The organism is Reyranella soli (assembly GCF_007992495.1).
In the GTDB taxonomy this organism is placed as follows: Bacteria; Pseudomonadota; Alphaproteobacteria; order Reyranellales; family Reyranellaceae; genus Reyranella; species Reyranella soli.
Genome location: NZ_BKAJ01000149.1, coordinates 1 through 13308, shown reverse-complemented (window position 1 = coordinate 13308; position 13308 = coordinate 1). Strand labels below are relative to the sequence as shown.

11 protein-coding genes are annotated in these 13308 nt (G+C 66.2%); 8 read left to right on the top strand and 3 right to left on the bottom strand.

Features of this window, described 5'->3' with window-relative positions; all coding sequences use genetic code 11:
- Nucleotides 1–6: 6 nt before the first annotated feature.
- Together RSO01_RS35985 and RSO01_RS35980 are read right to left on the bottom strand one after the other, a co-directional pair.
- Nucleotides 7–2130, bottom strand: a complete 2124-nt coding sequence (locus RSO01_RS35985; protein WP_147155435.1) for a S9 family peptidase — start codon at nucleotides 2128–2130, stop codon at nucleotides 7–9.
- A 138-nt stretch (nucleotides 2131–2268) separates the two neighbouring features.
- Nucleotides 2269–3165, bottom strand: a complete 897-nt coding sequence (locus tag RSO01_RS35980) for an HpcH/HpaI aldolase family protein (RefSeq protein ID WP_170303618.1) — start codon at nucleotides 3163–3165, stop codon at nucleotides 2269–2271.
- Between the two features lie 115 nt (nucleotides 3166–3280).
- Here RSO01_RS35980 and RSO01_RS35975 point away from each other — a divergent pair, with 115 nt between their 5' ends.
- The 6 genes from RSO01_RS35975 to RSO01_RS35950 all read left to right on the top strand — a co-directional run bounded on the left by RSO01_RS35975 (nucleotide 3281) and on the right by RSO01_RS35950 (nucleotide 9204).
- Nucleotides 3281–4405 (top strand): enolase C-terminal domain-like protein, encoded by a 1125-nt coding sequence (locus RSO01_RS35975; RefSeq protein WP_246159049.1) that lies wholly within the window; start codon nucleotides 3281–3283, stop codon nucleotides 4403–4405.
- A 267-nt stretch (nucleotides 4406–4672) separates the two neighbouring features.
- Nucleotides 4673–5515, top strand: coding sequence for a transporter substrate-binding domain-containing protein (locus tag RSO01_RS35970; protein WP_147155433.1), 843 nt, complete (start codon nucleotides 4673–4675; stop codon nucleotides 5513–5515).
- Nucleotides 5516–5528: 13 nt separating this feature from the next.
- The gene (locus tag RSO01_RS35965) at nucleotides 5529–6767 is read left to right on the top strand and encodes an NAD(P)/FAD-dependent oxidoreductase (RefSeq protein ID WP_147155432.1); all 1239 of its coding nucleotides are present in this window, start codon (nucleotides 5529–5531) and stop codon (nucleotides 6765–6767) included.
- 1 nt (nucleotide 6768) lies between these two features.
- On the top strand, nucleotides 6769–7440 hold the full coding sequence (locus RSO01_RS35960) for an amino acid ABC transporter permease (RefSeq protein WP_147155431.1): 672 nt from the start codon (nucleotides 6769–6771) through the stop codon (nucleotides 7438–7440).
- A 10-nt stretch (nucleotides 7441–7450) separates the two neighbouring features.
- Nucleotides 7451–8218: an amino acid ABC transporter ATP-binding protein gene (locus RSO01_RS35955; protein WP_147155454.1), complete on the top strand. Its 768-nt coding sequence runs from the start codon at nucleotides 7451–7453 to the stop codon at nucleotides 8216–8218.
- A 14-nt stretch (nucleotides 8219–8232) separates the two neighbouring features.
- Entirely contained in the window at nucleotides 8233–9204 is a 972-nt protein-coding gene (locus RSO01_RS35950; protein WP_147155430.1) for a D-2-hydroxyacid dehydrogenase, read from the top strand.
- Between the two features lie 109 nt (nucleotides 9205–9313).
- On the opposite strand, the gene RSO01_RS35945 is transcribed toward RSO01_RS35950, so the two are convergent.
- On the bottom strand, nucleotides 9314–11659 hold the full coding sequence (locus RSO01_RS35945) for a FecR family protein (RefSeq protein WP_147155429.1): 2346 nt from the start codon (nucleotides 11657–11659) through the stop codon (nucleotides 9314–9316).
- Between the two features lie 83 nt (nucleotides 11660–11742).
- On the opposite strand from RSO01_RS35945, the gene RSO01_RS35940 reads away from it, so the two are divergent.
- Both RSO01_RS35940 and RSO01_RS35935 read left to right on the top strand, forming a co-directional pair.
- Nucleotides 11743–12324, top strand: coding sequence for a hypothetical protein (locus RSO01_RS35940; protein ID WP_147155428.1), 582 nt, complete (start codon nucleotides 11743–11745; stop codon nucleotides 12322–12324).
- Nucleotides 12325–12338: 14 nt separating this feature from the next.
- On the top strand, nucleotides 12339–13253 hold the full coding sequence (locus tag RSO01_RS35935; RefSeq protein WP_147155427.1) for an HNH endonuclease: 915 nt from the start codon (nucleotides 12339–12341) through the stop codon (nucleotides 13251–13253).
- The last annotated feature ends 55 nt before the right edge of the window (nucleotides 13254–13308 follow it).

Genomic DNA, 13308 nt, shown 5'->3' with positions numbered 1-13308 from the left:
TAAACGCTACGTGGTGTGAGCGTGCGCCAGTCCCACGACCTGCAGCGCGAAGGCATAGGCGATCGCCACCTCTTCCAGTCGATCGAAACGGCCGGCGGCGCCGCCGTGGCCGGCGCCCATGTTGGTGCGCAGCAGCACGGGGCCGCCGCCTGTCATGGTGGCACGCAGCCGTGCGATCCATTTGGCCGGCTCCCAGTAGGTGACGCGGGGATCGGTCAGTCCGGCCATCGCCAGGATCGCGGGATAGTGCCTGGCCGCCACGTTGTCGTAGGGCGAGTAGGAGAGGATGTAGCGGAAGGCCGCCTCGTCGGTGATGGGGTTGCCCCATTCGGGCCATTCCGGCGGCGTCAGCGGTAGGGTGTCGTCGAGCATGGTGTTCAGCACGTCGACGAAGGGAACCTCCGAGACGATGCCGGCGAAGAGCTCGCCTGCCCGGTTGGCGACCGCGCCCATCAGCATGCCGCCGGCGCTGCCGCCGTGGCCGACGATGCGCCTGGCCGACGTGTAGCGCTCGGCGATGAGCGCGCGGGCCGCCGCGGCGAAGTCGTCGAAGGTATTGGTCTTCTTCTCGCGCTTGCCGTTGAGATACCAGCCCCAGCCCTTGTCCGATCCGCCGCGGATGTGGGCGATGGCATAGACGAAGCCGCGATCGACCAGCGACAGGCGGTTGGCCGAGAACGAGGCCGGCATCGCCATGCCGTAGGAGCCGTAGCCGTAGAGCAGCAAGGGCGCGCTGCCGTCGCGTACAAGGTCGCGGCGGTGCAGGATCGACACCGGCACCAGCGCGCCGTCGTCGGCCTGCGCCATGATGCGTGTCGTGACGTAGTTGGCCGGATCGTGGCCCGACGGGATCTCCTGGCGCTTGCGCAGGATCCGCTGGCGGGTCGCCATGTCGTAGTCGTAGATCTCGGTCGGCGTCGTCATCGACGAGTAGGAGAAGCGGAGTCGCGTGGTGTCGTACTCGAAGCCTTCGATGACATCGAGCGAGTAGGCCGTCTCCTCGAAGGAGATGACGTGCTCGCTGCCGTCGGCGAGGTCGCGGATCACGATCGACGGCAGTGCATTCTCGCGCTCCACCCGAACGAGGTAACCGGCATAGAGCGCCACGCTGATGATGTAGATGCCGGGCCGATGCGGGATCAGCTCGCGCCAGTTGGCGCGGTCGGGCGTGGCCAGCGGCGCGACGGCGATGCGAAAGTCGATGGCGCCGCCCTGGTTGGTGTGGATGAAGAGCTGGTCGCCGCGGTCGTGGACGCTGTAGCGCACGCCGGTCTCGCGCGCGGCCACCAGCCGCGGCGTCGCATCGGCGTCGGCGAGGTCGATCAGCCAGCGCTCGGAGGTCTCCTGGTTGCCGGTGGCGACGATGCAGAAGCGGCCCGAGGCGCTTTCTTCGGCGCGCACGAACCAGCCGTTGTCGGGCTCGGCATAGACCAGCACGTCCGCGCTCTGCGGCGTGCCCAGGCGATGGCGATAGATGTGCAACGGCCGGTGATTGTCGTCCTGCCGGACGTAGTAGAAAAACGTCGAATCGAGACCCCACACGACGCTGCCGCTCGTCTGCTCGATGACGTCGGGCAGGTCGGCGCCGGTCTGCCAGTCGCGTACGCGGATGGTGAAGAACTCCGAGCCGCGGACGTCGGCGCTCCACGCTTCGAGTCGATGGTCCAGCGAATGGCGCGTGCCGCCGAAATCGAAGTAGGGCAGGCCCTTGGCCATGGCGTCGCCGTCGAGCAGGACCTGGACCTCGCCGCCGTCGCGCGGCATGCGTCCGATCGCTTCGTGCTGGCCGCCTTCGCGGAACTTCCACAAATAGGCGAACGGCCCGTCGGGCTGCGGCACGCTCGAATCGTCTTCCTTGATGCGGCCGCGCATCTCGGCGACCAGTGTCGTCTGCAGTGTCTTCAATGGCCCGAGGAACGTCTCGGTGTAGCGGTTCTCGGCCTCGAGGTAGGCCCGAATGTCGGGATCGAGCAGGGCCGGGTTGCGCAACACGTCCTGCCACTTGGCGTCCTTCAGCCAGGCGTAGTCGTCAACCACAGTCATGCCATGCAGGGTCCGCCGAGAGGGCCTTCGCGACGCGACAGGGGGCGATGGCCCGGTCAGTTCGTTGGCGGCAGTCTGCGTATCCATTGGTCCAACACTTCTAGGCCGGCGGGCAGCGCAGGACGGCGCGGCGTGACCGGTGGCAGGAATGTGGGCCCGGCCGGCATGCGTTCAACGATGACCGCATTGCCGGATAGGACGGCCGTTATCTACTGCTGTTGTGCGTCAGGCGTAGTTGCCGCGCGCCGCTGTCCGGCCGTTGGCCTTACCCTTCGCGCGTACTGGTGCCGGCGCCGGCTTCGCCGCCACCTTCTTCGGCTTGGTGCGCAGCAGCTTGCGCATCTCCGCCCCCTTGGTATCCCACCAGTCGGCCAGGATGCGCACGTCCCAGCCGATGCAGAAATGCTTTACGCCCATCTCGAGATAGCGCGCGGCCTGGCTGGGATCGCGCAGCTCGACGCGCGGATGCAGGCCCTTCTTCAGCGCGGTCTGGATGGTCTTGGTCTCGGCGGCCAGCACCTCGGAATCGCCGTACTGGCCGGTCTTGCCGATGCTCATGGAGAAGTCCGACGCGCCGAACTGCACCATGTCGATGCCCGGCACCGAGAGGATGGCGTCGAGATCGTCAACGCACGACTTCTTCTCGACCATGATGGCGATCACGACCTCGTTCAGGGCGTCGACATAGGCGGGTGTGCCGCCCTGGCGCACCGTGCCGACGTCGCGGCGCATGCCGACACCGAGCCGCCCGCGGCCGCGCGCGCCGCGCACCATCGTCGTCTCGGCGCGCACCGCATCGACGGCGAGCTTGGCGTCCTCGACCGAGCGGATGTCGGCAAACAACACGCTCTGGAAGCCCGCGCCGATCGCGCGCATCGCCTGGTGGGTGTACTGCGTCTGCTCGATCTTGATCATGCCCGCCATGTTCATGAGCTCGAACGAACGGCCGAGATTGTCGAGGTCGTGCATGGTGAAGGGCGCGTACTCGGCGGTGAACTCGACATAGTCGTACAACTTGGAATGGCCGATCAGCTCCACCAGCGTCGGCCAGGCCGACAGGATATGTGTGCCGACGGTCGGCTTGCCGGCATTCAGGCGTTCACGGAGCAGATTGCGGCGCATGATGTTTGTTCCCCGTTGTGGTTGGCACGCATAGTGCGCGATAGACTGGGCCTCGGGAAGCGGGGTTGGGCTATCGCACATCCCGTCACGACGGGAAATTGGAAGCGGGGGATTCGTGAAGCAGATCAAGATCACGGCGGCGACGGTCTATATCACCGACATTCCGGTGCGCCTGATGCGCCGCCACGGCTCGGGCGACGTCGCAGGTTCGGTGAAGAACGCCATTCTGAAGCTCGAAACGGATGCCGGCATCACCGGCTGGGGCGACGCAGCGCCGTGGGCGGTGTTCACCGGCACCATCGAGGCCAATGCCGCCGCGCTCAATGTCTATCTGCGGCCCGTGCTGATCGGCGCCGATCCGTTCCGCATCGAGCAGCTGATGCAGGATGCCGACCATGCCGTCGTCGGCCATCCCGAGGCGAAGGCGGCGATGGAGATGGCGCTGTTCGACATCGTCGGCCAGGCTTCCAGCCTGCCGGTCGCCGAGCTTCTGGGCGGCCGCTGCCGCGACGACATCCCCTTGTCCTTCTCCGTCGCCGATCCTGACTTCGACCGCGACATGGAGATGGTGAAGCGGCTCTACGGCGAAGGCCTGCGGCTGTTCAAGATGAAGACGGGATTCGCGGGTCACGCCGCCGACCTCAAGCGCATGGAGCGCTTCCGCAAGGAGCTGCCGTCCGATGCCGACCTGCGCATCGACTACAATCAGGGCATGGTGACCCACGACGCCATCCGCCAGCTGCGCGACGTCGAGGCCTTCAAGCCCACCTTCATCGAGCAGCCGGTGCCGGGCCATCATCGCGCCGCCCTGGCCGAGATCACGCGCGCGCTCGACACGCCGGTGCTGGCCGACGAGAGCGTGTTCACAGCGACTGACGCGCTGCTCGTCGCATCGCAGAGCATGGCCGACCTCGTGAGCATCAAGATCATGAAGCACGGCGGCATGCTGGCCGGCCGCAAGGTGGCGGCGATCTGCGAGGCCGCCGGCATCGCCTGTTACGGCGGCGACATGTTCGAGACCGGCATTGCCCACCTCGCGGGCACGCACGTGATCGCGGCCACGCCCAACATCTCGCTGGGCTGCGAGTTCTATCAGGCCAAGTACTTCCTCGAGCGTGACCTGCTGGCCGAGCCGTTCCCCATCCAGAACGGACGCGTGATCGTGCCGCGCACGCCGGGCCTCGGCATCAAGATCGACGAGGATCGCGTGAAGCACTATGCCGTCGAGACGTTGAAGTGACTCACGGCGACGCAACGGCTGATTGTCATCCTGAGCGTAGCGCCTGTCCTGAGCGAAGCCGAAGGAAAGGATCTCATGCCGATTGCGAGCGGCGATGAGGTCCTTCGCTGCGCTCAGGACGCCATGAAACTTGGCTCGCAATTTGCGTGCGTTCTTGACGGGTGCGAAGCGCGACACCTAGAGTCGGTCGCGTGTTGCCTCCTCGAGTGTCAGAACCGGCGGAGATCGGTCCAATCAAGATGAACAACGGCTGAGAGGAGAAGGGAAATGGGGATCCGCCGTCGTGATGTCGCTTCCGCGACTGTCATTGCTGCTGCCGTCACCGTCGCTGCGACGGTTCCGGCGCGAGCGCAGACCAAGAACGAATCGACCTGGGACCTGATCAAGCGCACCGGCCAGGTGCGCATGGGCATCTTCGAGTATTCGCCCTATTTCATGCGCGACAAGGCGAGCGGCGAATGGGTCGGCGCCATGGTCGACATGGGCAAGGACATCGCCAACGAGCTCAAGGTCAAGTTCGTGCCCGTCGAGGTCGGCGGTTTCGCCGAGTCGGTACTGTCGCTCCAGTCGGGCAAGGTCGACATGAACTTCGCCCTACAGGCGACGCCCTTGCGCGCCACCGCCATTGACTTCGCCGGGCCGATCTACTGGATCGAATGGGTGACGGTGAACAACCCGAAGTTCAACGGCAAGGTCTGGGCCGACTACAACAAGGAGGGCGTAAAGGTCGCTGTGATGACCGGCACGTCCGACGAACTGCTGCTGCGCAAGATGGCGCCCAAGGCGACTCGCGTCGAATTCAAGACGGCAGCCGAGATCGCGCTCGCCGTGTCGTCGGGCCGGGCCGACGCATTCACAACGACGGTGCTGAACTCGATGGTCGCCAAGGCCAAGAACCCGGGCCTGGGCGACTTCGTCAATCCCACGCCGCGCGTGGCCCTGCCGGGCTACATCGGTCTGCGCCTGGAAGACGATGCCCGCTGGCAGAAGTTCCTGAACCGCTGGGCGGAGTGGAACATCCTGCTCGGCCATAACGAGGCGCGCATGAAGGCGGCCTTGGCGCGCGAAGGCCTGGAGATCCCGTCGACCGTCTCGTTCCAGCCGAACTGATGGCCCCGATCTGATGGCCAAGTCCGTCACCGTGATAGGCGCCGGCATCGTCGGCGTCTGTTGCGCGCTTCACCTGCAGCGCGAAGGCTTCAAGGTCCGGCTCGTCGAGAAGGGCGAGCCCGGCATGAAAGCCTCCTTCGGCAACTCCGGCAGCTTTGGCACCGCGTCCTGCGTGCCCTTCGCCATGCCGGGCGTGCTGAAGAAGGTGCCGAAGATGCTGTTCGACTCCAGCTCGCCGCTGAAGCTGCGTTGGAGTCACGTGCCGAGCGCGCTGCCCTGGTTCCTGCGCTTCATCGCGGCGGCGCGGCCATCGCGCGTCGAGGAGATCGCCGCCGCGCGCAACTCGCTGCTGGTCCATACGCACGCGGGCTACGCGCCGCTGATCGAAGGGGCCGACGCCAAGCAGTGGGTGAAGGATGACGGCCTGATGATGCTCTTCGAGAGCGAGGAGACGTTCCAGAACGCCGCCTACGCCCTCGACCTGCGGCGCCGGAACGGCGTGCACATGGACATCCTAGACGGCAATGAGGCGCGGCAGATGGAGCCCGCGCTTTCGACCAGGATCATCAAGGCGGTGTCGTTGCCCGACGTCAACCGGACCATCGATCCGTGGCGGCTGTGCGATTCGCTGGCGAAGGACTTCGTCCGCCGTGGTGGCGAGATCGTCAACGCCGAGGTGCGGGGCTTCGAGATCGGCGGTGACGGGCCGACCAAAATCGTCACCGATCGCGGCCTGCTTGACGTCGAGATCGTCGTGCTGGCGGCCGGTGTCTGGTCGCGGCCGCTTGCCAAGCAGCTCGGCACGTCGGTGCCGCTGGAGGCCGAGCGCGGCTATCACGTGATGTTCGCCGGCCAGGACTTCGGCCTGCGCCGCGCCCTGGTGTCGGCCGATCGCAACGTCTCGCTGGCGCACATGCATGAAGGCATCCGCGCCACCGGCGTTGCCGAGTTCGCAGCGCCCGACGCGCCGGCCGACATGCGCATCGCCGACATGATCGCGCGGCAGGCCAAGGAGCTGGTGCCGGGGTTGAAGGGCGAGCCCGCCTCGAAATGGATGGGACCACGTCCCTCGCATCCCGATTCCAAGCCGGTGATCGGCCGCTCGCCGCGCCACAAGAACGTGTTCTTCGCCTTCGGCCACGACCATCTCGGCCTCACCATGGCCGGTATCACCGGCAAGCTTGTTGCCGAGCTTGCGACCGGCAAGCCGACCACGGTGGACCTGGCACCGTTCCGTCCCGACCGGTTCTGACATGACCCTCGCTGCCGTCTACAACTGGGACTTCGGTCTCGTCCTCAGCTACACGCACCTCTGGGCGAAGGGACTCGGCGTCACGCTGGCCTACTCCGTGGGCACTGTTGTCGGCGGCATGATCATCGGCGTGATCTGCGGCCTGCTGCTCCTGGTGCGCAGCCGTTGGGTGACGCTGCCGGTGCACTACTACGTGGAAATCTTCCGCTGCACGCCGCTGCTGGTGCAGATCGTCTGGTTCTACTACGCGCTGCCGATCGTGCTGCAGGTCGAGCTGCCGGATTGGTTCGCCGCCGGTCTCGGCCTCACGCTCTACATGGGCGCTTTCGCCACCGAGATCTTCCGCGGCGGCATCATCTCAATCGACAAGGGCCAATGGCAGGCATCGCGCGCGTTGGGCATGACCGGCGGCGAGCTGATGCGCCACATCATCCTGCCGCAGGCCACCAAGCGCATGATCCCGCCGTTCGTCAACCAGTCGATCATCCAGCTCAAGAACACCTCGCTGCTCTATGTCGTGGCGATCCCCGACCTCATGTACACGGGCTCGATCATCGTCTCCGACACCTTCCGGCCGCTGGAAGTCTATACCAGCGTCGCCATCGCCTATTTCGTCATCCTCTATCCGCTCACCCTGTGGGCGGCCCGCCTGGAGGCGCGCGTTGACCAGTAGCGGCGAGGTGATGGTCAAGGCGGAGGGCCTGCGCAAGAGCTACGGCACGGTCGAGGCGGTACGCGGTGTGTCGCTCGAGGTCGATCGCGGCCAGGTCGTCGTGGTGATCGGCCCATCGGGCTGCGGCAAGTCGACCTTCCTGCGCTGCATCAATCTCCTGGAGGAGCCGTCCGCCGGTACGCTGCAGGTCGGCGATCGGCTCATCGAGTTCGGGTCCAAGCATTCGATGCCGCGCGGTCGCGACCTGGCGCGCTTTCGTGCCCGTATCGGCATGGTGTTCCAGCAGTTCGACCTCTTCCCGCACATGACGGCGCTGCAGAACGTGATGTCCGGTCCGGTCATCGTCAAGAAGATGCCAAAGGCCGAAGCCGAGACTGTCGCCCGCGATCTTTTGGCCAAGGTCGGCCTGGCCGCTTTCACCGAGCGCTTCCCGCGCAATCTGTCGGGCGGCCAGCAGCAGCGTGTCGCCATCGCGCGCGCCATGGCGATGGCGCCGGAAATCATGCTGTTCGACGAGGTGACGTCGGCGCTCGATCCAGAGCTGGTGGGCGAGGTGTTGGACGTCATGAAGCAGCTTGCGACGGACGGCACGACAATGATCGTGGTCACGCACGAGATGGCGTTCGCGCGCGATGTTGCCGACCAGGTCCTTGTCATGGATGCCGGCCAGGTGGTCGAGCAGGGCCGCGCCGAAGAGGTCTTGCTCCGGCCCCAGAACCCGCGTACGGCGTCGTTCCTGTCGCGCTTCCACAGCACCATCGGAGAGCGCAAGGCTTAGGGAGTTTGGGGCAAATGTTTCCGTCGAAGGACAATCTGACGATCTGCTTTGCGCATGCGGCCTACCAGATGCAGGCGCGTTTCGAACAGCGCAAGACCGGCATCAAGAGCTTCCAGGTCTGGGCCTATGACGACCTGGTGAAGCGTATAGCTGAGGCCGACATCGTGGTGGCGTCGGGCATGTGGAAGAACGACCTCATCCCGCATGCGTCGAAGCTGAAGTTCATCCAGTCGATCAGTTCGGGTATGGACCAGTATTCCAAGGAGCAGCTCGGCGCCAAGGGCGTGCGACTCGCCAGTGCGGCGGGCGTCAATGCCAAGGCCGTGGCCGAGCACGCGATCGCGCTCATCCTGGCGATCTTCCGCCGCCTGCCCGAAGCGCGCGACAATCAGCACAAGAAGATGTGGCGCGGCATGATCGGCGATCTTGGCCAGCGCGAGGACGAGCTCGGCGGCAAGACGCTGCTGGTCGTCGGCATGGGCCGCATCGGCAGCCACCTCGCCCTGCTGGCCAAGGCGTTCGGCATGAAGGTGATCGGCATCCGCCGCGATCCCTCGCAGGGCGAGAACGGTGCCGATTCGATCTATGGCATGGGCGACCTGGTGAAGCTGGTGCCGCAGGCCGACATCGTAGCGCTGACCTGCGCGCTCACGCCCGAAACCACCGGCCTGATGAGCGCGGCGGCCTTCAAGGCGATGAAGTCCGCGTCGGTGTTCGTCAACGTGGCGCGCGGCAAGGTCGCCGACGAGGCCGCCCTGATCGACACCATGAAGAACAACCGCATCTGGGCGGCGGCGATCGACGTCACCGCCGAGGAGCCGCTGCCCGCCGCGTCGCCGCTCTGGACCCTGCCCAACGTCTTCGTCACGCCGCACACCGCGGGCGAGACGCGTGCCTACGAAGACAACGTGATCGACATCCTGGTCGAGAACCTCGACCGGCTGTGGCGGGACGAAAAAGCCAGCCTGCGCAATCAGGTCCTGTAGTTGGCTCTACAAAAGAACGCTGCCCGCTTCGGGCAGCGTCCACTCTAGTATCGTTCATCCGTCCACTTTGCTCGTCGCAGGCTTTGACGCGCTGAAGCGGCGTTTTCACTTACTTCTTGTCGTCCTTCTTGTCGTTGCCCTGAGGCTTCGGCGTCTGCGCCTGCTGAGGCTGCGCCTGCTGCGGCTGAGGCGCGGCCTGATGCTGCTGTTGAGGCTGAGGCTGGGGCTGGGGCGCCGCCTGGCGCTGCGGCTGGGGCTGGGGCTGCGGCTGCGGCTGCGGCGCTTGGTGCTGTTGCGGTGCCGCTTGCTGCTGCGAAGCCGGCTGAGGTCGTGGCGGCGTTGCCGCCTGTTGCTGAGGCTGGACTTGCTGCGGCGCAGGCTGCGGACGCTGCGGCGCGGCATGGCCCTCCTGCTGCTGAGGCGCCGGACGCTGCGGTGGCGGGGCCGCCTGCGGCTGCTTCGGCGGTTCGGGGCGCGGCTGCTGAGCCTGCGGTGTCTGCGGCGCCTGCTGCTGAGGCGCAGCCTGCTGCCGTGGAGCCTCGACCGGCTTCGCCTGCGGTTGCGGCGCGGCCTGGGGCTTCGCGGGCTCAGCGGGCCTGGCCTGCTGCGGTGCCGGCAGCGGCGGCGTGGCCTGTTGCTGCCGTGGCGCCTCCGGCCTCGCTTGTGGCGCGGCCTGAGGCTGAGGGGTCGCCTGCTGCTGCTTGGGCAACTCGCCGGGCTTGGCCGGTTCCGCCGATGCAGGCGCCGCCGTCACGTTGCCCTTGAGCGTCGGCGGTGCCGCGCCCTGCCGCGGCACGAGCGTAGGGGCAATCTGCCGGTTCTTGTCGTCCGTCGCAGCCTTGGGCTGCGCGGACGCGACCTTCGGACCAGGCGCGGCGGTCGTCTGGAGGGAACCGGGCCTGGCAAGGGTCGGCATGTCTGCGACGGCGGTCTTGGCGACCGCGACGTTGCCCGTCTTCAGCGCCGCTTCGGCATTCGCCTTGGCGGCGGCTTCGGCCTTGGGGTCGACCGGCCGCGGCGTGGGGGCGGCTGCAGCTCTGGCCTGGGGGGTTGCAGGTGGCGTCGCGGCCTGTGGCGCGGCAGGCGTCACCGTCGCTGGTGCGGCATTCGGCGAGGAGGCGGCGACCACGGACGCCGTCGGCGCGGGCGGTGCGGCGACGGGCGCGACCGGAGCGCGGGCGAGCGCCTGCGGCTGCACCCGAAGGGCGGAGCGCATGACCGGTTGCGACCCCACGAAGGCCGAGGTCGGCACGACCGTGGCGAACCGCTGGTTCATCAGCACCGAGTTCTGGCCGGCGACGAAGGCCTCGTGGCGTTGTGCGCGCTGCCAGCGGTCCTCGAGGATGCGATCCTCGACGCGCGCCGTCCGGTTGAGGCGCAAGTAATAGTCGCGATCGGTCGTGTAGGACGGCACGTAGACCTCGCGCGGTCCCAGCGGGAACCAGCCGACCGGCGCGGCGCTCTGGTTGCCGAGCGTCACGGCGAGTTCGACGCCGCCCACGAAGGCGACCAGCGCTGGCGCATAGACCGGACGCACGTCGCGCTGCGGCGGCACCCAGACCCAGCGATTGCCGGCATTGGCCCACCGGCCGTAATGGTAGGGCGCGAAACCCCACGGCTGTTCGTCGATCCAGGTCCAGCCCCACGGCTGTACGTAGGACCAGTGGCCGGTTCGGTACGGCGCCCAGCCGGCCGGCACCGCGCGCGGCGCCCAGACTTGGCCGTAGCTGCCGTCGCTGATCCAGTCACCGTAGGCGTTGAGGTCTTCGTAGCCGGTCATGCCTGCCGACAGGTACTGCGGCGGGTCGTAGGCGACCTGGCGATCACGGCTCGCCCAATAGGGCGGCGGCGCAGGAGGCGCGGCCTGGATGGTGCGAAGCTGCATGGTGCTGCCGTCGCCGGTCACTTCGGCGACCTCGTTGGGCCGCACCGCGAGGACCTGGCCGTTCAGGCCCTGGATCTGCGCCGCACCGGAACGCACGCCGAGCCGTGTCGGATCCTGGGTCGAGCCTGCCTCGACATAATAGTCGCCCTGCTGCAGCAGCTTGATGGTGCCGCGCGGCGTGGCGATCTCGTAGGGCTGGTTGGCGTCCATCGCGAACGACTTCACGTCGATGCGCCCCTGTCCGAGCTGCAGGCGAGTCTGGCTATCGTCGAGCGCCAGCACGTCGAGCTCGGTGGCGCCTTCCATGCGGATGCGTGTGCCGGCGAGCGAGACCTCGCTGCGGGCGTTGGGTTCCGTCCACAGGGCGTCGCCGGTGGTCAGCGGCGTATTGACGACGGCCTGCGTCCAGCCGCTCTGCACGTCGTCATGGAAGGAAACCGTGCCGTTGATGAAGGCGAGACGCCCCACCCGGCCAGGCGGTTCACCCTGGGCCATGGCGCTGGACCAGGCGATGGTCGCTCCGAGTAGCCCTGCCGCGATTGCGGCGACGCCACGAAACAATTCGCGCATTTTTGCGGCCTCCTGCTAGGCTCTGCGCCTGCAACTGTGGAAAACGTCGACTCGTGTCGGCCGGTTCCGGAAGGGGAGTAGAAATGCCTGTCGCAGATCCGCATCGTTTGATCCTGACCGGGGAGAACCCGTTCATTCGCCTCAGCGAAAAGGACGGTGATCCCAATTCGACCGACGCCAGCTACTGGCGGATCCTGTTCTGTCCGGCCGGGCCGGGACACGTGCTCTACGTCAAGAGCGAGCTGACGCATGGCCATTGGCGGATCTATTCCGACAACATCGCCATGGCGCGCTGGCTGCAGCAGACCGTGCAGGGCATGCTCAATGCCGAGCTGAAGGACACGACGATCCCGGTGACCGACGCGACTTTCTCGAAGTCGGGCGATCCGCGCTACTTCTGGACCGAGCACATCAAGGCGCACGACGCCGACGTCGCCATGACCTGGTACGACATCGGCGAGCCGCTGCTGATCCACACCGAGCCCAACCAGCCGCCGCAGAACCGGCAATACGGCGTCTGCACCGTGCTGGTGCCGGCGCTTGGTGCGCGCCTCACCATCAACGGCAACCAGGCGCGCGGCACGCCGTGGAAGCGCGACCGTGAAGGCCGGCCTTTCAGCACCTGCGCGCTGGCGTTCTCGGAGAGCTGGACAGAAGCGCGCTAGGCGTCCGCTGAGTGATGAAAGGGATCTTCGACGCAAGACCGGGCACGGTCTACGACGACGAGATCCAGACCAGATACCATTTTCCCAATCAGTATCTGGAGGAGGCGCGACAGACGGTCGGAGACTGGATCGTCTATCGCGCTCCGCGTCGCGGTGGCGGACCGGTCGGGTACTTTGCTTGCGCGCGGGTGGTGTATATCGAACCTGATCCGGCCGATCGGACACACTCCTATGCTCGTATGTCGGACTTTCTGGAGTTCGACAAAGTCGTACCGTTAGCTCGCCCCGGCGGCTTCTACGAACGCCAGTTGGAACTCGTCGAAAGGCGGAGCCTCGGACGGACTTTGCAGGGAAAGTCCGTCCGCACGATCCACAATATGGAATTTTCCGACATCGTTAGAGCCGGCCTCCAGGAGACTCTGGATCCGGCCAATGCCGTGAAACTTGAACTCGATCCCACGCACGCTTCGTCCGAGACGCTGGCTCTCGTGAATGCCCCCGCGGAAGAGCAGGAAAGACGTATCGTTCAGATCCTCATGAATCGGAAAGTGCGCGATGCTAACTTCCGCCGCCACGTCTGCGAGGCTTATGAGAACACATGCGCCGTTACCCGCTTACGGATGATCAACGGCGGCGGTAAGTCCGAGGCTCAGGCGGCTCATATCTGGCCAGTTGTCCAAGGTGGGCCAGACGTCGTGCAGAATGGTCTCGCTTTGTCGGCGACGGCTCACTGGCTGTTTGATCGACACCTGATTTCGTTGACCGACGATTACGGTCTGCTCGTGTCCCACAACAGGGTTCCAGTCGAACTGCAGATGCTGTTCGAGAAACAGCGTGAGCGCATCCGTCTACCTGACGACCGTCGTAAGTGGCCTCATCTCGACTACGTTCGCCGGCATCGCGCGGCGTATCTAGATCATTCAAGCTAGTAGCTCTGCAAAGTGATCATGACGGTTGGCGAGGGTCGGTGAGTGGGATTGCCAG